Origin of the sequence: Cellulomonas xiejunii, from assembly GCF_024508315.1 — a bacterium.
Classification (GTDB): Bacteria; Actinomycetota; Actinomycetes; order Actinomycetales; family Cellulomonadaceae; genus Cellulomonas; species Cellulomonas xiejunii.
Genome location: NZ_CP101987.1, coordinates 2,221,519 through 2,246,862, shown reverse-complemented (window position 1 = coordinate 2,246,862; position 25,344 = coordinate 2,221,519). Strand labels below are relative to the sequence as shown.

At 75.1% G+C, this 25,344-nt stretch carries 20 protein-coding genes; 12 read left to right on the top strand and 8 right to left on the bottom strand.

Features of this window, described 5'->3' with window-relative positions:
• The first annotated feature begins 78 nt into the window (after positions 1-78).
• Positions 79-885 (top strand): alpha/beta fold hydrolase, encoded by an 807-nt coding sequence (locus NP048_RS10265; RefSeq protein ID WP_227575517.1) that lies wholly within the window; start codon positions 79-81, stop codon positions 883-885.
• A gap of 14 nt (positions 886-899) precedes the next feature.
• Here the strand turns inward: NP048_RS10265 and NP048_RS10260 are convergent, their stop codons facing one another.
• The 3 genes from NP048_RS10260 to NP048_RS10250 all read right to left on the bottom strand — a co-directional run bounded on the left by NP048_RS10260 (position 900) and on the right by NP048_RS10250 (position 3,356).
• Positions 900-1,664 carry a metallophosphoesterase family protein gene (locus NP048_RS10260; RefSeq protein ID WP_227575516.1) on the bottom strand — a complete coding sequence of 255 codons (765 nt, stop codon included), beginning with the start codon at positions 1,662-1,664 and terminating at the stop codon, positions 900-902.
• Between the two features lie 50 nt (positions 1,665-1,714).
• Positions 1,715-2,359, bottom strand: a complete 645-nt coding sequence (locus NP048_RS10255) for an alpha/beta fold hydrolase (protein WP_227579745.1) — start codon at positions 2,357-2,359, stop codon at positions 1,715-1,717.
• Between the two features lie 190 nt (positions 2,360-2,549).
• Positions 2,550-3,356, bottom strand: a complete 807-nt coding sequence (locus NP048_RS10250) for a fructosamine kinase family protein (protein WP_227575514.1) — start codon at positions 3,354-3,356, stop codon at positions 2,550-2,552.
• Positions 3,357-3,459: 103 nt separating this feature from the next.
• Between NP048_RS10250 and ald the strand changes: the two genes are divergently transcribed.
• The 3 genes from ald (at position 3,460) to NP048_RS10235 (ending at position 8,093) form a co-directional block, all read left to right on the top strand.
• The gene (gene ald / locus NP048_RS10245) at positions 3,460-4,578 is read left to right on the top strand and encodes an alanine dehydrogenase (protein WP_227575513.1); all 1,119 of its coding nucleotides are present in this window, start codon (positions 3,460-3,462) and stop codon (positions 4,576-4,578) included.
• A gap of 93 nt (positions 4,579-4,671) precedes the next feature.
• Positions 4,672-6,768 (top strand): M3 family metallopeptidase, encoded by a 2,097-nt coding sequence (locus NP048_RS10240; protein ID WP_372456772.1) that lies wholly within the window; start codon positions 4,672-4,674, stop codon positions 6,766-6,768.
• Between the two features lie 2 nt (positions 6,769-6,770).
• Entirely contained in the window at positions 6,771-8,093 is a 1,323-nt protein-coding gene (locus tag NP048_RS10235; protein WP_227575511.1) for a M20/M25/M40 family metallo-hydrolase, read from the top strand.
• A 49-nt stretch (positions 8,094-8,142) separates the two neighbouring features.
• Here NP048_RS10235 and NP048_RS10230 read toward each other — a convergent pair whose 3' ends face one another.
• Positions 8,143-8,391, bottom strand: coding sequence for a DUF5703 family protein (locus NP048_RS10230; RefSeq protein WP_227575510.1), 249 nt, complete (start codon positions 8,389-8,391; stop codon positions 8,143-8,145).
• Positions 8,392-8,493: 102 nt separating this feature from the next.
• Here NP048_RS10230 and NP048_RS10225 point away from each other — a divergent pair, with 102 nt between their 5' ends.
• Entirely contained in the window at positions 8,494-8,805 is a 312-nt protein-coding gene (locus NP048_RS10225; protein WP_227575509.1) for a primosomal protein, read from the top strand.
• A gap of 42 nt (positions 8,806-8,847) precedes the next feature.
• Here the strand turns inward: NP048_RS10225 and NP048_RS10220 are convergent, their stop codons facing one another.
• On the bottom strand, positions 8,848-9,804 hold the full coding sequence (locus NP048_RS10220; RefSeq protein ID WP_227575508.1) for an aldo/keto reductase: 957 nt from the start codon (positions 9,802-9,804) through the stop codon (positions 8,848-8,850).
• Positions 9,805-9,892: 88 nt separating this feature from the next.
• Between NP048_RS10220 and NP048_RS10215 the strand changes: the two genes are divergently transcribed.
• Positions 9,893-10,795, top strand: a complete 903-nt coding sequence (locus NP048_RS10215; RefSeq protein WP_372456771.1) for an undecaprenyl-diphosphate phosphatase — start codon at positions 9,893-9,895, stop codon at positions 10,793-10,795.
• An 88-nt stretch (positions 10,796-10,883) separates the two neighbouring features.
• Positions 10,884-12,128 carry a cysteine--1-D-myo-inosityl 2-amino-2-deoxy-alpha-D-glucopyranoside ligase gene (gene mshC, locus NP048_RS10210; protein WP_227575507.1) on the top strand — a complete coding sequence of 415 codons (1,245 nt, stop codon included), beginning with the start codon at positions 10,884-10,886 and terminating at the stop codon, positions 12,126-12,128.
• Positions 12,129-12,159: 31 nt separating this feature from the next.
• On the opposite strand, the gene NP048_RS10205 is transcribed toward mshC, so the two are convergent.
• Positions 12,160-13,017, bottom strand: coding sequence for a PAC2 family protein (locus NP048_RS10205; protein ID WP_284439698.1), 858 nt, complete (start codon positions 13,015-13,017; stop codon positions 12,160-12,162).
• 165 nt (positions 13,018-13,182) lie between these two features.
• Here NP048_RS10205 and NP048_RS10200 point away from each other — a divergent pair, with 165 nt between their 5' ends.
• Positions 13,183-13,863, top strand: a complete 681-nt coding sequence (locus NP048_RS10200) for an HAD family hydrolase (RefSeq protein WP_227575506.1) — start codon at positions 13,183-13,185, stop codon at positions 13,861-13,863.
• Between the two features lie 33 nt (positions 13,864-13,896).
• On the opposite strand, the gene NP048_RS10195 is transcribed toward NP048_RS10200, so the two are convergent.
• Complete coding sequence (locus tag NP048_RS10195) at positions 13,897-14,787, bottom strand: RecB family exonuclease (protein WP_372456790.1); 891 nt, start codon at positions 14,785-14,787, stop codon at positions 13,897-13,899.
• A 100-nt stretch (positions 14,788-14,887) separates the two neighbouring features.
• Here NP048_RS10195 and NP048_RS10190 point away from each other — a divergent pair, with 100 nt between their 5' ends.
• The 4 genes from NP048_RS10190 (at position 14,888) to dop (ending at position 20,620) form a co-directional block, all read left to right on the top strand.
• Complete coding sequence (locus NP048_RS10190; RefSeq protein WP_227575505.1) at positions 14,888-16,018, top strand: site-2 protease family protein; 1,131 nt, start codon at positions 14,888-14,890, stop codon at positions 16,016-16,018.
• A gap of 29 nt (positions 16,019-16,047) precedes the next feature.
• The gene (locus NP048_RS10185) at positions 16,048-17,097 is read left to right on the top strand and encodes a tRNA (adenine-N1)-methyltransferase (protein WP_227575504.1); all 1,050 of its coding nucleotides are present in this window, start codon (positions 16,048-16,050) and stop codon (positions 17,095-17,097) included.
• 188 nt (positions 17,098-17,285) lie between these two features.
• Positions 17,286-18,920 (top strand): proteasome ATPase, encoded by a 1,635-nt coding sequence (arc, locus tag NP048_RS10180; RefSeq protein WP_227575503.1) that lies wholly within the window; start codon positions 17,286-17,288, stop codon positions 18,918-18,920.
• Positions 18,921-19,012: 92 nt separating this feature from the next.
• On the top strand, positions 19,013-20,620 hold the full coding sequence (gene dop / locus NP048_RS10175; RefSeq protein ID WP_284439697.1) for a depupylase/deamidase Dop: 1,608 nt from the start codon (positions 19,013-19,015) through the stop codon (positions 20,618-20,620).
• An 18-nt stretch (positions 20,621-20,638) separates the two neighbouring features.
• Here dop and NP048_RS10170 read toward each other — a convergent pair whose 3' ends face one another.
• Positions 20,639-25,210, bottom strand: a complete 4,572-nt coding sequence (locus tag NP048_RS10170; protein ID WP_227575502.1) for an SCO7613 C-terminal domain-containing membrane protein — start codon at positions 25,208-25,210, stop codon at positions 20,639-20,641.
• Between the last annotated feature and the right edge of the window lie 134 nt (positions 25,211-25,344).

Here is a 25,344-nt window from a genome sequence, read left to right as displayed (position 1 = left end):
TGCCCCCAGCGGATCCGCCGTCGGCAGCGCAGGGCACCGGTGCGTACCCGACCGCCGCACGACCTAGGCTCGGTGCCCGTGAGCAGCAGCGCGTCCAGCACCCTGAGCGGCACGACCGTGGGCGAGACCGGTGCGCCGGTCGTCTTCCTGCACGGCCTGTTCGGCCAGGGGCGCAACTTCACGCAGATCGCCAAGGCGCTGGCGCCGGAGTACCGGTCGTTGCTGCTCGACCTGCCGAACCACGGCAGGTCGCCGTGGACCGAGCAGTTCGACTACGCCGCGACCGCCGATCTCGTGGCGCAGCACCTGCGGGCCGAGCTCTCCGGCGACGGGCCGGTCCACGTCGTCGGGCACTCGATGGGCGGCAAGGTCGCGATGCTCCTCGCGCTGCGCCACCCCGAGGTGGTGGACCGGCTCGTCGTCGCGGACATCGCCCCCGCGTCGGGCGGGTCCCTGGGGGAGTTCGCGCACCTCCTCGACAGCCTGGCGGCGATCGACCTGACGACGCTGACGCGCCGGGGCGACGCCGACGCCCGCCTGGCCGAGCGCGTGCACGACGCGCGGGTGCGCGGCTTCCTGCTGCAGAACCTGCGCGCCGACGGCGACGGGTTCCGGTGGCAGGCCAACCTCGACCTGCTGCGGCGCGACCTGCCGGTGATCGGCGGCTTCCCCGACACAGCCGGCGCCACCTTCGACGGCCCGGTGCTGTGGGTCGCGGGTGACCGCTCCGACTACGTGCGCCCCGAGCACGCACCGGCCATGCGCACGCTGTTCCCCCGCACGACCCTCGTGACCCTCAAGGGCGCGGGCCACTGGGTGCACTCCGAGCAGCCCGAGGCGTTCGTCTCGGTCCTGCGCACGTTCCTCGGGGCGGACGAGGACTGACGGCACGCCGGAGGTCAGACGTCCGGCGCCGTCAGGCCGCGTTCCGCGTGCAGGCCGCGGTACACCGCGGTGCGCAGCTCGATCGCGTACGGCTCGCGCTGCGGCATCCGCAGGTCCCGGGCCACGGCGATCTCCGCCTCCACGTCGTACGGCACGCGGACGACCTGCAGCGAGAACGGCGCTGCGGTGTCCGCGCCTGGCTCGCCCTCCAGCACGACGTACGACGCGGTCGGCTCGTCGAGCGGGTTGCCGACGCTTCCGACGTTGAACAGCGTGCGTCCCTGCCAGGTCTCGATGTACGCGTCGTGCACGTCGCCGTACCCGACCATCGTCGGGGCGGGACCGTCGCCGGTCAGCTCCGTCGTGGCGAACATGCCGTCGAACTCCTCGACGGTGTGGTGGAAGTGCACGCGCACGTGCACGCTGCGTGCCGACGCGTGGAACAGGCGGATGCGCCGCCCGCTGAGCTCGACGTGGTGCACGAGGGGCAGTGACATCAGCCACGCGTGGTCGTCGGCGGTCAGCTCCTCGTACCACCAGGTCAACGCCTCGTCGCGGACCGTGTCCGGGTGGGGCAGGAAGTCGTCCCAGTTGCCGCGGACGGTGACGGCGCAGCGCTCGCGGCTGCGGGCGACGGCCGCCGAGCCGCGGGGGCCCTTGCCGGCCACGTCGCCCAGGTTCAGTACCGTGTCGATGCCCCGGGCGTCGATGTCCCGCAGCACCGCGTCGAACGCCGTCATGTTGCCGTGCACGTCCGACAGCACCGCGATGCGCTCCACGTCCCCGCTCCCTTCGTCGTCGGCGAGCGTACGGGGCGGGGTCCGGCGTGTCAGGCCGTGCGCGGGCCCACGTGCGTGTGCGCGGCGAGCTCGTGCAGGGCGTCGAGCAGGACGCGGTTGAACGCCGCGGGCGCGTGCGAGTTCACGTCGTGCCCCGCCCGCGGCACCACGGTGAGACGCACGCCCGGCAGCGCGCGCAGGTAGCGCCGCTCGTCGAGGCGCAGCGGGTCCCGCCGCCCGTTGACCACCCACACCGGCAGCAGCAGGCGACGCAGGTCACGCAGGGGCGAGTAGCCGGCCAGCGCGCTCAACATGTCGGTGACCACGTGCCACGTCCCCTGCCCGCGTCCCAGCCACTGCGTCACGCGCGTCGACGCGCGACGGTACAGGTGCAGCGGCTTGCCCTTGATCTCGGTCGAGCAACCCGCCAGCACGACGCCCGCGAGCCTGTCCTCGTGCTTGCTCGCGTACGCCAGGGACACGTACCCCCCGAGCGAGAGCCCGACCAGCAGCGGCGGTGCCGGGCACGCCTGGACCGCATCGTCGATCGCCGCGAGGGCGCCGTCGAGCGTGAAGCGCTCGTCGCTGCGGGTGCCGTGCCCGGGCAGGTCGATCGCGAACGTCGGGTGGCCGCCGCGACGCAGCGCGGACACCTGCGCGTGCCAGATCTCGGACGAGGTCCGGGTGCCGTGCACGAGCACGATGGGCCTGGTGATGGTCGGCCTCCTCTGCGATGTCGCGTCCCCGGTGACGTCGGCAGCGCGCGCCGTCCTCGAGCGCGGCGAGGTTAACTCGCGCACCTGGGAACCGGATGGGAGGAGGCGGAGCCCTCACCAAGCCCTCACACAACCCCGTTCCCGACCGGCCGTACCCCTCCAGCGTCCCTCAGGGCCGGGCGGCGTGCAGCACGCGTCGCGTCTGCTCGACATAACCGCCACCGAACAGCAGGGCGTGCACCGCGACCGGGTACAGCTGGTGCAGCCCGACCCGGTGCCGCCAGCCGCGCCGCAGCGGGTGCACCTCCTGGTAGGCGCCGAGCACGTCGTCCAGGTGCGGGAGCCCGAACAGCGCGAGCATCGCCAGGTCCGTCTCACGGTGCCCGCCGTGCGCCGCGGGGTCGATGAGCGTCACCCCCTGGGCGGTCCACACCACGTTGCCCTGCCACAGGTCACCGTGCAGCCGCGACGGGGCGTCGCCGTCGTCCCACCGTCCGTCGTGCAGCAGCGCGACGAGCCGGTCGAACGCCACGTCGTCGTCACGGGTCGTCAGCCCCGCGTCGCGCAGGGCGGTGGCGACGGGGGAGACGCGGCACTCGGCGAGGAACGGACCCCAGGTGCTGTACCGGCCCGCGCGCATCGGCAGCGGCGCGTCGAGCGGGCCGAACCAGCCGTCGCCCGGCCACCCGTCGGGCGGGACGCCGAACGCGTCGGCACCCGCGTCGTGCGTACGCGCCAGCGCTGCGCCGAAGGCGCGCGCCGCGTCCCGGTCGGGCGGCACGTGCCGCAACCGCACGAGATCGAGGTGGTCGTGCGCGACGTCGATCACCTCGACCACGCGCGCCCCGCCCGCGGCGGCGAGCCACCGCAGCCCGGCGGCCTCGCACGCGAAGAACCCCGGGGGCGCACCCGGGCGCGCCTTGCGGTGCACGGGCGTCCCGCCCGCCGGACCCGCACCCGGACGGCTCGCAGGCATGCCTGCACGCTACCGAACAGCCGCCGGGCGTCATACGGTCGCAGGACACGTACGCCGCACCGGGGGCGCACCACCGTCCTCGCCGTCCGACAGGAGCACCACGATGCAGGTCGGCATCCCGCGCGAGACCAAGAGCGGCGAGCACCGCGTCGCCCTCACCCCGGCAGGCGCGCAGCACCTGGTCGCGGCGGGCCACGAGGTCCTCGTCGAGACGGGCGCCGGCGCCGGGTCGGCGATCGACGACGCCGACTACGCGGCCGCCGGCGCACGCATCGTCCCGAGCGCGGCCGACGCCTGGTCCGCCGCGCTCGTCTGCAAGGTCAAGGAACCCGAACCGGCCGAGCACGCCTACCTGCGCGACGACCTCACCCTTTTCACCTACCTGCACCTCGCCGCCGACCCCGCCACGACCGACGCGCTCCTCGGCTCCGGGACCACCGCGATCGCCTACGAGACCGTGCAGCTGCCCGACGGGTCGCTGCCGCTGCTGGCGCCCATGAGCGAGGTCGCCGGCCGGCTGGCCACCCAGGTCGGCGCCTACCACCTCATGCGCGGCCCCGGCGGCCGTGGGGTGCTGCTGGGCGGTGTCCCCGGTGTCGACGGGGCCAAGGTCGTCGTGATCGGCGCCGGTGTCGTCGGCAGGCACGCCGCCCAGATCGCCGTCGGCATGCGCGCGGACGTCACGGTGCTCGACCTGTCGCTGCCGCGGCTGCGCGAGATCGACGACCTGTTCGGCGGACGCGTGCGTGCGCTCGCGTCGTCGACGTGGACGATCGAGCACGAGCTGCTCGACGCGGACCTCGTGATCGGGGCGGTCCTGCTGCCCGGTGCGCGAGCGCCACGCCTCGTGAGCGACGAGCTGGTCTCCCGCATGCGGCACGGGTCCGTCCTGGTCGACGTCGCCGTCGACCAGGGGGGCTGCTTCGAGGGCACCCGCCCCACCACGCACGACGACCCGACGTTCCGCGTGCACGGATCGCTCTTCTACTGCGTCGCCAACATGCCCGGCGCCGTGCCCGTGACCTCGACCCAGGCGCTGACCAGTGCCACGCTGCCGTACCTCACGCAGCTCGCCGACAGCGGCTGGCGTGCCGCGGCGTCGGACGACCCGGCGCTCGCGGGCGGTCTGACGACGCACGGCGGCCGGCTGCTCAACGAGGCCGTCGCGCAGGCGCACGGACGGGCGTGGACCCCGGTGGCCGAGGTGCTCGCGCGGGCCTGACGGGTACCCGGTGCCCTCCTGGCGCCGGGACCTGAGCTCCGGGGGTATGCCAGGGCGGGCCGACGCGGTGTCCGGGCCCCCGGGGATGTGACCATGGTGCCCATGACCTCCGACGTGCTCCCGCTCGACGCCGCCAACCCGTTCGCCCGTGCGTCCGACCTGCCGTACGGCCTGCCGGACTTCCGTGAGCTGCGTGAGGAGCACTACCTGCCCGCGCTGCGCGCCGGCATGGCCGAGCAGCGCGCCGAGGTCGAGGCGATCGCGACCGACCCGAACGAGCCGACCGTGGAGAACACGCTCGAGGCGCTCGAGCGGTCCGGGCGGCTCCTGCACCGCGTCGCCTCCGCCTTCTACGTCCAGGCGGGCGCCGAGTCCACGCCCGGTCTGCAGGACGTCGAGGAGGAGGTCGCGCCGCTGCTGGCGGCGCACTCCGACGCCATCTGGCTGGACGCGCGGCTGCACGCACGGGTCGAGGCGCTCGCCGCCCGCGTCGAGGCCGACGGCGTGCAGCTCCCACCCGACACGGCCTGGCTGCTGCACCGCACCCGGACGCGCTTCACGCGTGCCGGCGTCGGCCTGGACGAGGCGGACCAGCAGCGGCTGCGCGCGATCAACGCCGAGATCACGTCGCTCGACGCGGCCTTCGGGAGGCTGCTGCTCGCGGGCGCCAACGCCGCGGCGGTCCTCGTGACCGACGAGGCCGAGCTGGACGGCCTGCCGGACGACGCCCGCGACGCGGCGGCACAGGCCGCGGCCGCACGCGGCGACGAGGGTGCGTGGCTGATCGAGCTGCAGCTGCCCACCCAGCAATCTGTCCTGTCGCTGCTGCGCGACCGCGGGCTGCGCGAGCGCGTCATGACCGCGTCGCTCGGCCGCGGTGCGACCGGCGACGAGCACGACACGCGCAGCACCCTGCTGGGACTCGTGCGCCTGCGCGCCGAGCGTGCCCGGCTGCTGGGCTTCGAGCACCACGCGGCCTACGTGGCCGCGGACGCGACGGCCGGCTCCGCGCAGGCCGTCGAGGAGATGCTCGTGCGACTGGCTCCCGCGGCCGTGGCCAACGCCCGCGCCGAGGCCGCCGACCTCGAGCACGCGTTGCAGGCCGACCACCCGGGTGCGTCGCTCGAGCCCTGGGACTGGGCCTACTACGCCGGACGTGTCCGGCAGGAGCGCCGTGCGCTCGACGAGGCGGAGCTGCGCCCCTACCTCGAGCTCGAGCGCGTCCTCGCGGACGGGGTGTTCCGCGCCGCGAACGCGCTGTACGGGCTGACGTTCGCGGAGCGGCACGACCTCGTCGGGTACCACCCCGACGTGCGTGTGTTCGAGGTCTTCGACGCCGACGGCACGGGCCTCGGCCTCTTCCTGGGGGACTGGTGGACGCGACCCGCCAAGCGCGGCGGGGCCTGGATGAACTCGCTCGTCGACCAGTCGACCCTGCTGGGGGAGGCGCCGGTCGTCGTCAACAACCTCAACGTCCCCAAGCCGCCGCCCGGGCAGCCGACGCTGCTCACGTGGGACGAGGTCATCACGATGTTCCACGAGTTCGGGCACGCGCTGCACGCGCTGCTGTCGGCCGTGCGGTACCCGTCGCAGTCGGGTACGAGCGTGCCGCGGGACTTCGTGGAGTACCCGTCGCAGGTCAACGAGATGTGGGCGTGGGACCCCGAGGTCCTGCGGTCGTTCGCGGTGCACCACGAGACCGGTGAGCCGATGCCGCAGGAGTGGGTGCAGACCCTGCTCGCGGGGCGTCAGGACGGCGAGGGGTTCGCCACGACCGAGTACCTCGCGGCGGCGCTGCTCGACCAGGCCTGGTACCGCCTGGCGCCCGAGGACGTGCCGACGGCGCCCGAGCAGGTCGAGGAGTTCGAGGCTCGCGCGCTGCGCGACGCGGGTGTCGACCTGCGCACGGTGCCGCCGCGGTACCGCACGACGTACTTCAACCACATCTTCGGGTCGGGCTACTCCGCGGGGTACTACGCGTACATCTGGTCCGAGGTCCTCGACGCCGACACGGTCGAGTGGTTCGCCGAGAACGGCGGGCTGCGGCGCGAGAACGGCGACGCCTTCCGGACGCGGCTGCTGGGCCGCGGCGGGTCGATCGACCCGCTGCAGGCGTTCCGCGACCTGCGCGGCCGCGACCCGCGCATCGAGCCGCTGCTGGCGCGGCGCGGACTGGCGGCGGCGCAGTGACCGTGTCCGACACGCAGGTCCCGACCGCCCAGGACGAGGTCGTCGACCTCTGCCGCGACCTGATCCGCTTCGACACGACCAACCCCGGTGACGGCACGGGCCCGGGGGAGCGTGAGGCGGCCGAGTACGTCGTCGGCCTGCTGCAGGACGTCGGGCTCGAGCCCGAGCTGTTCGAGAGCGCACCGGGCCGCGCCAACGTCGTCGTGCGCCTCGAGGGTGCGGACCCGTCGCGTCCGGCGCTCGTCGTGCACGGGCACCTCGACGTCGTCCCCGCGCACGCGCCGGACTGGTCGGTGGACCCCTTCGCGGCCGAGGTGCGCGACGGGCTCGTGTGGGGTCGCGGGGCCGTCGACATGAAGGACATGGACGCGATGGTGCTCGCCGTCGTGCGGCAGATGGTCCGCGAGGGCCGCCGTCCGGCGCGGGACGTCGTCCTCGCGATGTTCGCCGACGAGGAGGCGGGCGGTCGGTTCGGCGCCCACTGGGCCGTGGAGCACCGCCCCGAGCTCTTCGCCGGGGCGACCGAGGCGATCAGCGAGGTCGGCGGGTTCTCGGTCGACGTCGCCGGGCAGCGCGTCTACCTCCTGCAGACCGCCGAGAAGGGGCTCGCGTGGCTGCGGCTCGTCGCCGAGGGGCGCGCCGGGCACGGCAGCCAGGTCAACACGGACAACGCGGTGACCCACCTGGCCGCGGCCGTCGCCCGCATCGGCGAGCACGCGTGGCCGTTGCAGCTCACCCCGACGGTCCGGGCCCTGCTCACGGGCGTGGCGGACCTCACCGGCCTGCCGTTCGGCCCCGAGGACCCGGACGCGGTGGACGCGCTGGTCGACGCGCTGGGCCCGGCGTCACGGTTCGTCGGCGCCACCCTGCGGCACTCGACGAACCCGACGCGCCTCGCGGCGGGCTACAAGGAGAACGTCATCCCCGGATCCGCGACCGCCGCGGTCGACGGACGCTTCCTGCCCGGCCTGTCCGCCGAGTTCGACGCGACGGTCGCGCGCCTCGCGGGGCCGCACGTGCGCATCGAGGACCTCGTGCGGGACACGGGCCTGGAGGCGCCGTCCGAGGGTGCGCTCGTCGACGCGATGGTGGCGGCCGTCGTGGCGGAGGACCCCGGCGCGCACGTCCTGCCCTACATGCTCTCCGGTGGGACGGACAACAAGTCGTTGTCGCTGCTGGGCATCACGGGGTACGGGTTCGCGCCGTTGCGCCTGCCGCCCGACCTGGACTTCGCCGGCATGTTCCACGGCGTGGACGAGCGGGTCCCGGTCGACGCGCTGCGCTTCGGCACACGCGTCCTCGACCGCCTGCTCACGACCTGCTGACCGGGGGACGGCCGCCTCACGACGAGGTGGCCGGAGGCGGGGACGGGCGTCAGACCGAGGTGTTCGCGAGCGTGGAGCGCACCCGGATGATCTTGCGCCGCAGCCACACCCGCCTCTCGCCGCCGGCGTAGAGGCGCAGGCGGGCGAGCTCCCAGCGGCCGTACTCGGCCTCGTCGGTGAGCATGCGCCGGGCGTCCCCGCCGGACGTCGTTGCCGGGATCCGCAGCACGCGGTACTCCCACTGGCCACCGTGCGCGTCCCACTCGCTGCGCCGCTCGCGCGCCCGACTGTCCGTCATCGCCCACCTCGTCCCGTCGGTGTGGTCCTGACGTCGCGTCAGGAGCGCCTGTCGGCGCCGCTGCGGTGCCATTGTGCCTCGGGCGGCGCTACGGTTCATCGCATGACCGTGGACCCGCGCGCCGCACTCGACCGACTGGTTGCCGCCCTCGAGGCGCACTACGCCGCAGTCGTGGGCAAGAACGGTGAGGACGACCCTGCCGTGGACGACGCGTACGACGTCCTGGCCGACGCGTTCGAGGTGTACGACGACGCGCTGGGCACGGTCCACGGCGAGGCGACCCCGTTCTACCTCGGTGAGGACGACGAGGACGGCGACGAGCCCGACGAGGACGACGAGGACGACGAGGACGACGACGACGACGAGGACGACGACGACCTCGACACCGACTTCGAGGTCGACGACCGCGCCTGAGTCACGTCACCGCGCCGTCCGGGACGCCCCGGACGTGCCGGCCTAGCGCTCGGGGTAGCCCGCGTTCGGCGCCGTGAGCTCGTCGAGCACCGCGACGATCTCCGGCGGCAGGCGCAGGTCGTGCACGGTCAGCGCACCGCGCAGCTGCGCCGCGGTGCGGGCCCCGACGATCGCGCCGGCCACCCCTGGCCGGGACGTCACCCACGCGAGGGCGACCTCCAGCGGCGTGCGGTCCAGCCCTGACGCGGCCATGACCACGGCGTCCACCACCCCGGCCGCGTCGGCCGTGAGGTACGGCTGCACGAACCCCGCGAGGTGCGCGGACGCCGCGCGCGAGTCCGACGGGATCGTGCGGCGGTACTTGCCCGTGAGCACGCCGCGTCCCAGCGGTGACCACGCGAGCAGCCCGGCACCCAGCGCGGCGCACGCCGGCAGCACCTCGCGCTCCACGCCACGCTGCAGGAGCGAGTACTCCGCCTCGACGGCGGCCAGCCCGGGGTCGGTCTCGAGGAGCGTGGCGGCACGCGCGACCTGCCAGCCCGCGTGGTTCGACAGGCCCACGTAGCGGGCCTTGCCGACCTGCACGGCGTGGCGCAGCGCCGAGACGGTCTCCTCCAGCGGGGTGCGCGGGTCGGGCGTCGCCAGCCACAGGTCGACACGGTCGGTCCCGAGGCGACGCAGCGACGCGTCGAGGCTGTCGAGCAGGGCACCGCGTGAGGCGTCGACCATCCCGCCCTCCGCCGTGCGCCGCACACCCGCCTTGGTGCAGATGACGACGTCCTCGCGGTCGACGACCTCACCGAGCAGGGTGCCGAGGAGCTCCTCGGAGCCGCCGTCGGCGTACGCGGCCGAGGTGTCGACGAGCGTGCCGCCCGCCTCGACGAAGTCGCGCAGCTGCTCGGCGGCCTCGTGGTCGTCGGTGTCGCGGCTCCACGTCATCGTCCCCAGACCCAGCGACGAGACGCGCAGGCCGGTGCGGCCCAGACGGCGGTGCTCCATGAGGCGTCACCCTAGCCGCGCCGGGCGCACCTCCGGAGCCCGACGAGCCGCGCGCCGGGACCGGACGGCACCGCTATCGTTGCGCCTCGTGGCAACGGGCATCGGTACGGGCGAAGCGATCTTCCTGGGGCTGGTCCAAGGTCTGACCGAGTTCCTGCCGGTCTCCTCCAGCGCCCACCTGCGCATCTTCGGTGAGCTCGTCGGGTCCGGTGACCCGGGCGCCGCGTTCACGGCGATCACCCAGCTCGGCACCGAGACCGCCGTGCTCCTCTACTTCCGCCGCGACATCAAGCGCATCGCGCTCGCGTGGTGGGCCGCGGTGCGTGGGGCCTACGGCACCGACTGGCGCTCGCGCGCGGGCATGCCCGCCGGGCAGCCGTCGGACCGCGACGCGCTCATGGCGTGGTTCATCGCGCTCGGCTCGGTGCCGATCGTCGTGCTGGGGCTGGCGTTCCAGGACGCGATCGAGCGCCCCTTCCGCAACCTGTGGCTCGTGGCGCTGACGCTGGCGGGGTTCGCGCTCGTCCTCGGGTGGGCGGACCGTCGCGGGGCCAAGACCCGGCGGCTCGAGGAGCTGACACCCAAGCACGCGATCGCCTTCGGGTTCTGGCAGGCGCTCGCGCTCGTGCCCGGGGTCTCGCGCTCGGGCGGCACGATCACCGGCGGTCTGCTCATGGGCTACACCCGCGAGGCCGCGGCGCGGTACTCGTTCCTGCTCGCCATCCCCGCGGTGTTCGGCTCGGGGCTGTTCCAGCTCGTCAAGAGCGTGGGCGACTTCGGGCAGGCCGGCACCCCGAGCCTCGGGGCGACGCTCGTCGCGACGCTCGTGGCGTTCGTCGTCGGGTACGTCGTGATCATCGCGTTCCTCAAGATCGTCTCGACCTTCAGCTACGCGCCGTTCGTGTACTACCGGCTCGGTCTCGCGCTGCTCGTCGTGCTCCTGCTGCTCACCGGTGTGCTCGAGCCGGTCACGGCGCCCGCGAACGCCTGACGCGGCTCACAGCCGGCCGGAGTGCCGGAAGGCCCGCCACAGGGCCAGGCACGCCGAGGGCGCCGCTCCCGGCGGTTAGGCTTCCGGCGTGCTCACCTGGCCCGCTCCGCAGATCCCTCGGCTCCCCGGGACCGGTGAGCCGGTCCGGGTGCTGGACACCTCGACCGGCCAGGTCGTCGTGGCGGCGCCGGGCCGCGACGCCCGGCTCTACGTGTGCGGCATCACCCCGTACGACGCGACCCACCTCGGCCACGCCGCCACGTACGTCGCCTTCGATGTGCTGGGGCGTGCGTGGCGCGACGCGGGTCAGCAGGTCACGTACGCGTCGAACGTGACGGACGTCGACGACCCGCTGCTCGAGCGCGCCACGGCCATCGGCGTCGACTGGCGCACCCTCGCGGCGGACCAGACCGCCCTGTTCGCGTCCGACATGGCAGCCCTCGGTGTCGTGCCACCCGACGTGTACCGCGGCGTCGTCGAGTCGGTCCCGCAGGTCGCCGCAGCGGTCGAGCTCCTCCTGGCACGTGGTGCGGCCTACCGGCTCGCGTCCCCCGACGGCGGCGACGACGTGTACGCCGACCTGTCCGCGGACGCGGCGTTCGGGTCGGTCGCGCGGCTCGACGACGCGGCGATGCTGGCGCTGAGCGCCGAGCGTGGCGGCGACCCCGAGCGCCCCGGCAAGCGCTCACCCCTCGACCCGCTGCTGTGGCGTGCCGAGCGCCCCGGCGAGCCCGCCTGGGACACCCCCGGCCTGGGGCGCGGCCGTCCCGGGTGGCACATCGAGTGCTCCGTCATCGCACGCGACGGTCTCGGTGTGCCCTTCGACGTGCAGGGCGGCGGATCCGACCTGGCGTTCCCGCACCACGAGTGCAGCGCGTCGCACCTGCGCCTGCTGGACGCGGGGGAGTCGGCGCGCGCGCACGTGCACACCGGGATGGTGGGGTACGAGGGCCACAAGATGAGCAAGTCACGCGGCAACCTCGTGCTGGTCTCCCGGCTGCTCGCGGACGGGGTCGAGCCCATGGCCATCCGCCTCGCCGTGCTCGCGCACCGGTACCGCGACGACTGGGAGTGGACCGACGAGGGCCTCGCGGCGGCGCAGCAGCGTGTCGTGACGTGGCGCCGGGCGCTGTCCGGCAACGGCGGGCCCGACGCGGCTCCGCTCCTCGCCGGGGTCCGTGCCGCCGTGGCGGACGACCTCGACACCCCGCGCGCGCTCGCGCTCGTCGACGCCTGGGCCGCGACCGCGCTCGCCGGTCAGGTGGAGTTCCACGCGGGCGCGCCGGGCGTCGTGTCCCGCACGATCGACGCGCTGCTGGGCGTGCGGATGTGACGACCCCCGCGGGTGACCGCGGGGCGCTCGATCAGCCGCCGGTGCCCTTGTCCCGCCGACGTAAGTAGCGCTCGAACTCCTGCGCGATGGCCTCGCCGCTCGCCTCCGGGAGCTCGGCGGTGTCCTTGGCCTCCTCGAGCTGGCGCACGTACTCGCCGATCTCGGAGTCCTCACCGGCCAGCTCGTCGACGCCCAGCTGCCACGCCGTCGCGTCCTCCGGCAGCTCCGCGAGCGGGACCGGCTCGCCGATGAGCGCCTCGATGCGGTGCAGGATCGCGAGGGTCGCCTTGGGCGAGGGGGGCGCCGCGACGTAGTGCGGCACCGCGGCCCACAGCGACAGGGCCTGCATGCCGCGCGCGGCGGCCTCGTGCTGCAGCACGCCGACGATGCCCGTCGGCCCCTCGTACGTGTTCGGCTCCAGGCCCATCAGCTCGCGGACGTGCGCGTCCTCGCTCGTCGCGTTGACCGGGATCGGACGCGTGTGCGGCACGTCGGCGAGCAGCGCCCCGACGGTGACGATGGTGCGGACGCCCAGGCCGGCCGCGATGTCGAGCAGCTCCCCGCAGTAGCGCCGCCACCGCATCGACGGCTCGATGCCGTGGACGAGCACCACCTGGCGTCCCGAGCGCGGGGTCGTCGCGACCGCGACCGCGGTCGTCGGCCACGTGATCTCGCGCGTTCCGTCGGGCCCCAGGCCGACCACGGGCCGGTTCACCTGGAAGTCGTGGTACTCCTCAGGGTCCAGCTCGTCGACCTGCTCGGCACCCCACACGTCGTGCAGGTGCTCGAGCGCCGTCGTCGCGGCGCTGCCCGCGTCGTTCCACCCTTCGAACGCCGCGAGCATGACGGTCTCACGGGCCGGCAGGTCCGGGGCTGCGTCCTCGTTCACCGTCCCAGCCTAGGGCGCGTGGGCCTTCGCGGCCGGACGCCGCGAGCGCACGGGGGTGCGCGGGTACGCTCGACCGACCGTCCACCAGCCGATCGCACGCACCAGGAGACCGCTCTGAGCACGTTCGCCGACCGCACGACCGCCGCCCGCGCCCAGGTCCGCGACATGCCCGGGCAGGTGCTCCCGGCGGCGGTGCTGTGGGACATGGACGGCACGCTGATCGACACCGAGCCGTACTGGATGGCAGCCGAGATCGAGCTCGTCGAGGCGCACGGCGGGGTGTGGACCCGCGAGCAGGCGGTCGCGATGATCGGCAGCTCGATGGACGTCGCCGCCGGGCTCCTGCAGGCGGCGGGCGTCGGCCTGCCGGTCGCCGAGATCGCCGACGCCCTCAACTCCTCCGTGCGTGCCGCCGTCGCCGCTGGCATCCCCTGGCAGGCGGGGGCGCACCGCATCCTGGGTGCACTGCACGTCGCGGGGGTGCCGCAGGCGCTCGTGACCTCGGCGTTCGAGGTGGTGGCGGCGCCCTTCGCGCGCACCGTGGGGCTGTTCGACGTCGTGGTCAGCGGTGACACCGTCAGTCGTCCCAAGCCGGACCCGGAGCCGTACCTGACCGCGGCGCGGCTGCTGGGCGTCGACATCACGGACTGCGTGGCGTTCGAGGACTCCCGCTCGGGTGTGGCGTCGGCCGTGGCGAGCGGGGCGCGGGTCGTCGCCGTCGACTCCCACGTGGTGCTGGACCCGCCGACGGAGGTCTCGCGCACGTCATCGCTGGAGAGGATCGGCCTTGACACGATCGCGCGCATCGCGCGCGGTGAGGTGCTGGACCTGCGCGACCACGTCTGACGCGCCGGACGCTGCCGTGCACCGCCGGGGGCGTCAGCCGGCCGGCGAGGGCGTCACCCCGATCGCGCGTTCCACCGCCCCCTCCGGGACCGGTGGCGGCGTCCCGCCGAACGACGGGCACCGGTCGCGGAACGAGCACCAGTCGCACAACCGCGAGGGGCGCGGGCGCCAGTCGCCCGAGCGGGCGGTGTCCTCGATGCCGGCCCAGATCGACCGCACGCGCGCCTCGAGCGTGTGCATCTCGGACTCGGTCGGCTCGTGGCTGACCACCACGCCGTCGCCGAGGTACGCCAGCTGCAGCCGCTTCGGCAGCACGCCACGCGTCCGCCACACGACGTACGCGTAGAACCGCATCTGGAACAGCGCGGAGCTCTCGTACCCGGCGCGCGGGGATCGGCCCGTCTTGTAGTCCACGACGCGCACCCAGCCGTTCGGTGCGACGTCGACGCGGTCGACGACGCCCCGCAGCCGCGGTCCGCCGTCGAGGTCGTGGCGCACCTGCAGCTCGCGGGCCCGCGGCTCGAGCCGCGTCGGGTCCTCGAGGGTGAACCAGGTGGCCAGCAGCCGCTCGGCCCCGGCGAGGAACTCCTCGCGCTCCGCATCGGTCGTGTGCAGGTCGACGCACCGGGGGTCCTGCTCCAGCACCTCCGCCCAGCGCTCGGGCAGCGCGGCGCACGCCGCCTCGAGCGTCCGCTCGGCGGCCGGCAGGTCGAAGAGCTTCTCGAGGACGGCGTGCACGAGCGTCCCGCGAGCCGCCGCGGGCGACGCGGGCTCGGGAAGGCGGTCGACGGCGCGGAAGCGGAACAGCAGCGGGCACTGCAGGTAGTCGTTGGCGCGCGAGGGCGACAGCCCCGGGACGCGCGGCTCGTCGGTCGGCCCGTCGGTCGGTGGGTCCACGGGCGTTCGGTCCTGCTGGGTGTCCACGCTCACGCGACGAGCGTAGGCGCGACCGCCGACACCTCCGCCTTGCGGTCGCCGCCCGTGCCGCCCCGGCGGCCGGTGCGGCGGAACGTAGGCTGACGACGTGAGCTCACCGCGACCCCCGCGTCCCTCCGGCTGGGTGCTGGGGCACGTCGCCGGCGCACCCGTCGTCCTGGCCCCCAGCTGGTTGCTCGCGGCCGTCGTGCTGACGCTGGTCTTCGCGCCCAGCGTGCAGACCTGGACGGGGGGCGGTGGTGCGCTGCCGTACGTCGTGGCTCTCGTGTTCGTCGTCCTGCTGTTCGCGTCCGTGCTCGTCCACGAGCTCGCGCACGGTCTGGTCGCCAAGGCCCGGGGCCAGCAGCCGCACGCCTTCGTGCTCACGCTGTGGGGCGGGCACACCACGTTCGGCGGTGCGGCGGCCACCCCGGGGACGAGTGCGCTCGTCGCGGTCGTCGGACCGGTCGCCAACCTCGTCCTCGCGGGTGGCTTCATGCTGGTCGCGGACCACGCGGTGCCCGACGGCACGCTGCTGCAGACCGTGCTGTGGGCAGGGGCCGTCGCCAACGGGTTCGTCGGCCTGTTCAACCTCGTGCCGGGGCTCCCGCTCGACGGCGGCCGCATCCTCGAGGCGGCCGTGTGGGCGGCCACGCGGGACCGCCACCGCGGCAGCGTGGTCGCGGGGTGGACCGGGCGCGTCGTCGCGGTCGGCGTGGTGCTCGTCGTGCTCGTCCGGCCGTGGCTCGCCGGCGTCACGCCCGACCTCGTCTCGGTGGCGTGGGCCGCCCTCATCGGTGCGTTCCTGTGGTCGGGTGCGTCGGCCGCCGTGCGGGCCGGGCGGACGGGCCGCGTCGTGGACTCCCTCACGCTGCAGAGCATCGGGCGGCCGGCCGTCGTCGTCGGGGCGCAGGCGTCGCTCGCGCAGGCGCGGGAGACGGCTGCCGCGGCGCACACGGCGGACGTCGTCGTGCTCGCCCCCGACGGCCGCCCCGCGGCGTACGTCGACACCGAGGCCGCTGCGCGCGTCCCGGCGGACCTGGCCGGTACGACGACCGTCCTGGCGGTCTCGACCCCCCTGCCCGTCGGCGCGGTCGTCGACGGCTCCCTGACGGGGGACGCGCTGCTGCGTGCGCTGTCCGCGGCGTCCGCGCACGGCCCCGTGGTCGCCGCCGTCGTCGACGGGCGCGTGGTGGCGCTCGTGCGCACGCGGGACGTCGTCGCGGCGCTGCGAGGGTGACACGCGCGCGGCACCTAGACTCGGCGCCCGTGACCACCCACGACGCCGCCGCACCCGCACCGACCGGGGCCGCCCAGCGGCGCGGACCCTTCCGCGCCGGGGAGCGCGTGCAGCTCACCGACCCGAAGGGCCGGCTGCACACCATCACCCTGCAGCCGGACGGCAACTTCCACACGCACCGCGGCTACCTGCGGCACAGTGAGCTCATCGGGGCGTCCGAGGGCGTGGTGGTGCAGAACACGTCGGGCATCGAGTACCTCGCGCTGCGTCCCCTGCTGGCGGACCACGTGCTGTCGATGCCGCGGGGCGCGGCCGTCGTCTACCCCAAGGACGCCGGGCAGATCGTCACCATGGGCGACGTCTTCCCCGGGGCGACCGTCGTGGAGGCGGGCGTGGGCTCCGGTGGTCTGACGCTGTCGCTGCTGCGTGCCGTCGGCGACGCGGGCCGCCTGGTGTCGATCGAGCGGCGCGAGGACTTCGCGGCGATCGCCCGGGGCAACGTCGAGTCGTTCTTCGGCGGTCCCCACCCCGCGTGGGACCTGCGCCTCGGCGACCTCGCCGACGTCCTGCCGACGGCTGCCGGCCCCGGCGAGGTCGACCGCGTCGTGCTCGACATGCTGGCCCCGTGGGAGAACCTCGACGTGGTGGCCGACGCCCTCGCGCCGGGTGGGGTGCTGGTCTGCTACGTCGCGACGACGACGCAGCTGTCCCGCCTGGCCGAGGACGTGCGCAGCGACGGCCGCTACACCGAGCCCGAGGCGTGGGAGTCCATGGTCCGCGGGTGGCACCTGGAAGGGCTCGCGGTCCGTCCGCAGCACCGCATGATCGGGCACACCGGGTTCCTCCTGACGACCCGCCGCCTCGCCGACGGGGTCGAGCCGCCGCACCGCAAGCGGCGCCCCGCGAAGGGCTCGTACCCGGTCGCCGAGGACGGCGCGCCCGCCACCGACACCGAGCTGTGGTCGCCCGAGGCGATGGGGGAGCGCGAGACGTCGGCCAAGAAGATCCGCCGGGCCCGCCGCGAGCTCCACGTCGCGCCCGAGGACCTCGGCCCGCAGGGGCCTGCCACGGGTGAGTGACCCGCAGGTGCGCCCGCACCGTGCCGCAGCACGGTGGGTGTCCACGGTGCGGGACGCTGCCGCCGCACGCGGCGCGGCCCGCGCGGAGTGTTGACACGGGCGGTTAGGGTCGTCTGACCAGCAGGCACAGCGACGTGCACGGTGGACCGCACGACGGTGCACCGCGACGCGGAACGGAGGCCGATCACATGACCGAACCCGTTGCCCCTGGACGTGACCTGCAACGCGAGCTGGCGGTGCTCGCCGCGAAGAACGAACGGCTCAGCGAGGCCCTGGTCGCGGCGCGTGAGCAGATCCTCGAGCTGAAGCGGCAGGTGGACGACCTCGCCAAGCCGCCGGGGACGTACGCGACGTTCCTCGGTGCGCGCGAGGACGGCTCGGTCGACATCGTCTCCGCGGGCCGCAAGATGCACGTCGGCGCGAGCCCGACCCTCGACGTGCACCACCTGCGTCCCGGCCAGGAGGTCATGCTCAACGAGGCACTCACGGTCGTCGAGGCCGGCGGCTACGAGAAGGTCGGCGAGATCGTCACCGTCAAGGAGATGCTGGGCGAGGGCCGTGCGCTCGTCGTCGGGCGCGGTGACGAGGAGCGGGTCGTCCGGTTCGCCGGTCAGGTCGCCGACGGCGGCGTGCGCGTGGGCGACGCGCTGACGATCGACGCGCGCAGCGGGTTCGTGTTCGAGGTCATCCCGCGGGCCGAGGTCGAGGAGCTGGTCCTCGAGGAGGTCCCGGACATCGACTACACCGACATCGGTGGCCTCGGACCGCAGATCGAGGCGATCCGCGACGCCGTCGAGCTGCCGTTCCTGCACCCCGAGCTGTTCCGCGAGCACGGGCTCAAGCCGCCCAAGGGTGTGCTCCTGTACGGCCCTCCCGGGTGCGGCAAGACGCTCATCGCGAAGGCCGTCGCGAACTCGCTCGCGGCGACCGCCGCATCGGCGCGTGGCGAGGACGCCGCCGACGCCCGCTCGTTCTTCCTCAACGTCAAGGGCCCCGAGCTGCTCAACAAGTACGTGGGTGAGACGGAGCGGCACATCCGCCTCATCTTTGCCCGGGCGCGCGAGAAGGCGTCGCAGGGCCACCCCGTCGTCGTCTTCTTCGACGAGATGGAGTCGCTGTTCCGGACGCGCGGCACGGGTGTCTCCAGCGACGTCGAGACGACGATCGTGCCGCAGCTGCTCTCGGAGATCGACGGCGTCGAGCGTCTCGACAACGTCATCGTGATCGGGGCGTCGAACCGCGAGGACATGATCGACCCCGCGATCCTGCGGCCCGGGCGGCTGGACGTGAAGATCAAGATCGAGCGGCCCGACGCCGAGGGCGCGCGGGAGATCTTCGCGAAGTACCTGACGCCGGACCTGCCGATCCACGGGGACGACCTCGCCGAGCACGGCGGCTCGGGACAGGCCGCCGTGGAGGCCATGATCTCGCGGGTCGTCGAGCGCATGTACTCGGAGGCCGACGAGAACCGGTTCCTCGAGGTCACGTACGCCAGCGGTGACAAGGAGGTCCTGTTCTTCAAGGACTTCAACTCCGGCGCGATGATCCAGAACGTCGTCGACCGCGCGAAGAAGTCGGCGATCAAGGACCTGCTCTCCACCGGTCAGCGCGGCATCCGGGTCGACCACCTGCTGTCGGCCTGCGTCGACGAGTTCAAGGAGAACGAGGACCTGCCGAACACGACCAACCCCGACGACTGGGCGCGGATCTCCGGCAAGAAGGGCGAGCGGATCGTGTTCATCCGCACGATCGTGCAGGGCAAGAAGGGCGTCGACGCCTCGCGGACCATCGAGAACGTCACGAGCACCGGTCAGTACCTCTGACCTGCCGCGCGTGACGGCGCGCGGCGGGCGCCGGCGTCCTGGCCCTCGGGCACGTGCCGCCGGTCGGCGGCGCGGCGCCTAGGGTGGACGCCGTGACCGTGCGGCGCGTGATGGGGATCGAGACGGAGTACGGCGTCCTGCAGCCGGGACGACCTCTGGCCAACCCGATGCTCCTGTCCAGCCACGTGGTGGCCGTGCACGCCACGGCGCGGGAGGCCGGGCGGTCACGCGCGCGCTGGGACTACGACGACGAGGACCCCCTGCACGACGCCCGCGGGTACCACCTGCAGCGCGCGTCCGCGCACCCGTCGATGCTCACCGACTCACCGACCGTCCCGGCGCCGTCCGGCGACGGACCGCAGGAGATGCCGCGCTCCGACGTCGAGGAGTACGAGGACCCGGGGGCGGCGAACGTCATCCTCACGAACGGCGCGCGGCTGTACGTCGACCACGCGCACCCCGAGTACTCCTCACCCGAGGTGACGACGCCGCTCGACGCGGTGCGGTGGGACCGGGCCGGCGAGCTCGTCATGCTGGAGTCCGTGCGTCGGCTCGCCGCCACCCCGGCGCTGCCCGACGTGACCCTGTACAAGAACAACGTCGACGGCAAGGGTGCGACGTACGGCACCCACGAGAACTACCTGGTGGACCGCGCCGTGCCGTTCAGCGACCTGGTCGCCCGGCTGACGCCGTTCCTCGTGACGCGCCAGGTGTTCACGGGTGCCGGCCGGGTGGGGCTGGGTCAGCGCGGTGAGCATTCCGGGTTCCAGCTCTCGCAGCGCGCGGACTACATCGAGGCCGAGGTCGGCCTGGAGACGACGCTGCGCCGTCCCATCGTCAACACGCGTGACGAGCCGCACGCCGACCCGGCACGCTGGCGCCGCCTGCACGTCATCATCGGCGACGCCACGATGCTCGAGGTGGCGACGTACCTGCGGCTCGGCACGACGTCGCTCGTCCTGTGGCTCGTCGAGCAGGCCGAGGCGGGCGGGAGGGCCCGCACGATCGCCCAGACGGTCGACCGGCTCGCGCTGCGTGACCCCGTCCAAGCCGTCCACCGGGTCAGCCACGACGTGTCGCTCACGGAACGTCTCGAGCTGGTCGACGGGCGCCGGCTCACGGCCCTGGAGATCCAGGCCGAGTACCTGGCCGCCGTGCGGGCGGCTCTCGACGCGGTCGGCGGCAGCCTGGATGAGCAGACGTCCGACGTCCTCGACCGGTGGGAGTCGCTGCTGCGTCGCCTCGGTGACGAACCGGCGTCGTGCGCACGCGAGGTGGAGTGGCTCGCAAAGCTGCGCCTGCTGGACGGTATGCGGCGACGCGACCACCTGGCGTGGGACCACCCGCGTCTGGCCGCGGTCGACCTCCAGTGGTCCGACGTGCGGCCCGAGCGTGGCCTGTACCACCGGCTCGCCGCAGCCGGTGCCGTCGACCTGCTGGTGACGCCCGAGCAGGTCGAGGACGCGGTCCAGCACCCGCCGCAGGACACGCGGGCGTACTTCCGCGGTGAGGCCGTCGCGCGCTACGGCGCGCAGATCTCCGCAGCGAGCTGGGACTCCGTGGTCTTCGACGTCCCCGGCACACAGACCCTGCAGCGTGTGCCCATGCGGGACCCGTTGCGGGGCACACGCGCGCACGTCGGCGAGCTGCTCGACCGCAGCCCGGACGCGCGGTCCCTGCTGGCGGCCCTCGGCGGGTGAGGCAGGCGCCCCCGGGCGTCAGCGCATCTCGCGCACGAACCGGACCGCCTCACGCGCCTGCTGCGCGCGGCGCTCGTAGGTCACGCCCAGGCCCAGCACGAGGGTCCCGCCCACCGCGAGCAGGATCCAGCCGTCGACGGCAGCCAGCGCACCGGCGGCGAGCGGGCTCAGGACGACGACGAGCGTGGTCAGCACGGCCGCAGCGCCGAGCAGAAGCGGGGCCTGCCAGCGGCGGACGGCACCGGCGACCACCACGACGACACCGAGCACCAGCAGCGCGGTGACGCGCCACCCGACGGGAGCGACCACGAGGCCCGTCAGCGGCGCACCGAGGGCCAGGCCCAGCGGTGGTCCCAGCGTCGGCCACGACGCGGACGTGGGTTCCCGGTGCATCTGTCGCACCCCCAGCGCGAGCACGAGCAGACCGAGCACGGTCCACGGCACGTCCGCCGGCTCCGGCCCGCCGCGCAGCGCGAGCGCGGCCGTCGCGAGGGACGCAGCCCCGACCCCCAGCCACGTGCCCACCTGATCACGCGCCCACCACGCGAGCGCGCCACCACCGGCGAGCACGAGCACGCCCCGCAGGGTGCCGAGCGCGGAGACGTCGACGGCGAGCACGCAGGGGAGCACGAGGAGCGCGACCTGCGTCGCGCGCAGCGCCGGACCGACGGGTCCGCTCCGCCACGTCCGGGCGTGGTGCAGCGCGACGAACCACGTCAGGGCGGCCACGAGCTCGACCCGCAGGAGGGACGCGGGGTGGGAGGTGTCGCCGGGGCCGAGCGCGGCGGCCCACGGGCCGGCGACCATGACGAGCAGTGCCGTCCCTGTCAGCACCCACGGGACGTCCGCGGCGGGCAGCCGTCCGGGGCGCCGGGCGGCCGGCGGGTCCGCCGTGCCCGGCGCCGGGGGGCGTCCGATCCGGGCCAGTGCCAGGAGGACCGCCGCCGTGGCGCCCCAGAGCAGCAGACGCAGGTCCGCCCCGCGCACGAGCGCCGACGGGAGCAGCGCGAGTGCGCCGACCGCGGCCCACGCGAGGGGCACCGGGCCGCGCCGGGCCGTCAGCGCGACCGCAGCGAGCGTCACGAGCCCGCCGACGAGCAACGGCAGGTCCTGCGCGGTGCCGACGGCGACCGGAGGCGCGTGCGACGCCAGGACGGACGTCGCACCGGCCACCGCCGCTGCCGTGAGCGCCAGCCCGAGCCCGGTGAGGCCTGTGCCCGCTGGTGCGCCGTCCGTGCCGCTCGCGGGCGCCGGCGCGCCGGGTGCGGACGTGCGGCGACCCGTCGCGCCACCGACCAGGGTGAGCGTCGCGGCGGCAGCGGCGAGCACCGTCGCCCGCACCACGGCGGCGGATGCCGACGGGGCAGCGAGGACGGCGAGGAGCGTCGGCGCGGTGGCAGCGGCGAGCAGGGCCCACGGCACGGTGCGGTCGAGCACGGCGCGGACCCGCGGCGACCGGACGACGGCGGCGCACGCGGCGAGCCCCAGCACCGCAGGCCACGACCAGGCCTCGACCAGGATGCTGCCGTCCGGAAGGGCAGGGCCGGTGGGCGCGGCCGTCGGGATCTGCGCTGCCGTCGCGGCACGCGCAAGGGGCCCGACGACGAGCAGCACGGCGCCGAGGCCTGCGAGGACCTCGGCCGCACCCGGCCGGCGGCGTGCCAGCGGCAGGGCGGCACCGACCACGCCAACCGCTGCAGCTGCCGCGAGCAGACCACGGTCGACCCACCGTGCGCCCACCTCCAGCACCGGCGGCAGCACTGCGGTCGGGAGGGTGGCGAGTGCGAGCCCCGCGGCCAGCAGGCGGGCGCCCCCGTCGCGACGCCGCGCGACCCGCCAGGCGCCCACCGCGGCCACGACCAGTGCGGGCGGCAGCGTGTACGGCTCGACGACGGTGGTGTCACGGGCGCCCAGGAGCACCCACCACGCGGACGTCGCCAGCCCCAGGGCGACCCACCACGCCCACCGCCGGTCCCGGGCGAGCGCGCACGCCGCGGCGCCGACGGCGGCGAGCAGGAGGGTCACCGCCGTGGCCCCGGCACCTGACGCGGTCGCGACGGCCACGCCGGCCGCGACGACGACCGTGCCCGACACCTCCGCAGCACGTCGGGCGACGTCCCCACCGGAGGGGCGCAGCAGCGGGGCGCACACCGCCGTCACGACGCCGCTCGTCGTCACCAGCAGCGAGCTCGCCTGGCCGGGGAGCCCGAGGGCTACGTGCCCGGTCGCGACCGTCAGCGCAGCGACGGGTGCGGCGGCCGCGGCACCGAGCACCACGTACCCGCCCGTGGGCAGCTCGGGCACGGCGCCCCACGCGCGTCCCCACCGCAGCAGCACGACCACGAGCGCAAGGGCGACCGCGGCGGTGACGAGCGGCGCCGCGGTCACGAGCACGGAGAGGTCGCTGCCGGTCGCGCGCGGCGGCGCCCCGAGGACCACGGCCGACGAGGGCCAGGCGACAGCGAGGGCGAGCACGACAGCAGTCAGGGCGGCGTCCCGCTCCGCGCCACCGCGGGCGGCCGCGCCGACGACCCGGGCGCGGGCGAGGAGCGCCGCGGCGACGGGTGCGACCGTCAGTGCGAGGGCGGTCGTCGGGGGCAGGCCCGTCGCCGTGCCACCGACGGCGCCCGCCGCCAGGAGCAGGCCCGCGGCGACGACCGTCGACGCGGGCCCCGAGGCGGGGGAGTGCGACCACGAGCGGGCCAGCACGGCCAGGACGGCCCCGAGGACGAGCGCGGCCGCCGTCCACGCGGCGTCGGGTGCGGCGCCGAGGACCGCGAGGACCGCGGCCGCGACCGCACCGGCGCGCGCGGCGACGGGACCGAGCCCGGTGCGTCGGTCCGCGACGAGGAACCCGGCGAGGACGACGGCCTGCCCGGCCACGAGGACGACGTCCGCGGTGGCGGCGAGCACCGGGAGAGCCACGGCGACGAGCACCACGACGGTCCGCCACGCGACGGCCGCCGCACGGGCCGTGCGCCGCTCGCCGCGGCGCGCGGTCAGGAGTCCCAACGCACCGGCGACGACGAGGGCCCCCACGGCTGCCGTCCCGGCGTCCGCGACGAACGCACGGGGAGTGCCGACCGCGAGGCGCGTCCCCGTCCAGGCCACGACGACGAGGACCGACCAGCTCGCCGCGCCGGCAGCCCCGAGGAGCGCTGCGCGCTCGGCGGCGAGGACGTCGGTGTCCCACGCCCGGCCGCGGGGCACCAGCACGAGAGCGGCGGCCACGAGGCACGCCCCGACGACGGCAGCCTGTGAGGCCGTCACTCCGTCGGTGCGCGGCGCCACGACAGCCGTGAGCGCGGTCGCGGCTGCCGCCGTCGCCGTGACGGCACCGGCCGCGGCCCACACGCCGCGCATCACCCGGGCGCCGCGCGTCGACCACGACGGCTGCGCGTCCGAGCCCAGCGCGACCGTGCGCGCCTCGACCGCGACCTGCCCGGCCAGCGCCACGGCCGCGGCGGCGAGGAGCGCGACGTACGTCCACGGGCCGCTCGTGAGGTGGACGACGCCCCCGACGGTGGCGGTCACGACGGCTGCGGGCAGCAGCAGGGCGGCGATGATGCGCATGACGGTGCGTTCGGCGCGCCCGTGGCACCACGGCGGTACCGCGCGTGCCGCGGTCAGGACGCCCCCGGCGAGGAGGAGCGCACACGCTGCGGCCGCGTCCGGCACCGCGGGCAGCCACGCCAGCGGTGCGAGGGGCACGAGTGCGGCGCCCGCGACCGCACCCGCCCGCAGCCGCGAGCGCACGCCCCACGCCGTCAGCAGCGCGCCGCACACCAGTGCGGAGACACCGGCCTGGCCGGTGCCGTCCCCGAGGGAGACCACGCCGGTCGCCCGCACGGCCCACGCGTCGAGCAGCAGCAGCACGACGGCCAGCGCGCCGACGGCCTCGGCACCCTGGGGCAGCCGGCGGGCGCGCAGCCACGACGCGAGCGCGAACACCACGAGCGTGCCCACGCCGATGACGGCCGCACGGCCGCGCAGGCCCATCACGTCCCACGCGAAGACGAGGAACGTGATGCTGGCCGCGACCAGCAGTGCCGCGCCGACGACCTGCAGGACGGTCTGCACCCGCCACGGGCGACGCTCCGCCGGGGCCGGGGCCGGGGCCGGGGCCGGGGTCGGGGCCGGGACCGGGATCGGGACGAGGGCTGCGGCGCCGGCCGGAGCGGTCCGGGGGACCGACGCCGGTGGGCCCGGCCGTGCTGTGGCCGACGGACGGCCCGCAGCACTCGGGGTGGCGACCACCGGGACGTGCGCCCGCGGCGCCGCTGCCGGGGGCGTCGCGAGGGCTGCCGGCGCGTGCGTGGTCGGCGGCTGCACCCGGGGTGTCCACGCGCGTCCGCCGCGGCCCGTCGTCTGCACCGCGCGCAGCGCGGCGACCCGGTCCTGACGGGCCGTCAGGGCGCGCACGACCGCCTGGCTGTCGCGCCACACGAGCGCCCCGTCGGGTCCCGACACGTCCAGTCCGCACGCGGCGCAGCGCCCGGCCCGCAGCGTCGCGGTGCAGGCGGGGCACGCGGTGGTGTCCTGCAGCGCGCGCAGGGTGCGGGTGTAGAGGGTGTCCGGGTGGTCGGGCATGGCACGCATCGTGCCAGTCCCGGGGGCGCGCAGAGGCTGTCTCCACAGGCGGTCCCCCGACCGGCGCACGTGTCGGGGTCGTCGAGCCCCGCCGTGCCCCCGGTTGCCGCCGTGGCGTACCGCCGGTACGTGCG

Coding starts and splice junctions, on each gene's coding strand:
- NP048_RS10220 (WP_227575508.1), bottom strand. CDS start 9,804: ATGGAGCACCGCCGTCTGGGCCGCACCGGCCTGCGCGTCTCGTCGCTG.
- NP048_RS10250 (WP_227575514.1), bottom strand. CDS start 3,356: ATGCCTGCGAGCCGTCCGGGTGCGGGTCCGGCGGGCGGGACGCCCGTG.
- ald (WP_227575513.1), top strand. CDS start 3,460: ATGCAGGTCGGCATCCCGCGCGAGACCAAGAGCGGCGAGCACCGCGTC.
- NP048_RS10170 (WP_227575502.1), bottom strand. CDS start 25,210: ATGCCCGACCACCCGGACACCCTCTACACCCGCACCCTGCGCGCGCTG.
- NP048_RS10230 (WP_227575510.1), bottom strand. CDS start 8,391: ATGACGGACAGTCGGGCGCGCGAGCGGCGCAGCGAGTGGGACGCGCAC.
- NP048_RS10200 (WP_227575506.1), top strand. CDS start 13,183: ATGCCCGGGCAGGTGCTCCCGGCGGCGGTGCTGTGGGACATGGACGGC.
- NP048_RS10225 (WP_227575509.1), top strand. CDS start 8,494: ATGACCGTGGACCCGCGCGCCGCACTCGACCGACTGGTTGCCGCCCTC.
- NP048_RS10240 (WP_372456772.1), top strand. CDS start 4,672: ATGGTGCCCATGACCTCCGACGTGCTCCCGCTCGACGCCGCCAACCCG.
- arc (WP_227575503.1), top strand. CDS start 17,286: ATGACCGAACCCGTTGCCCCTGGACGTGACCTGCAACGCGAGCTGGCG.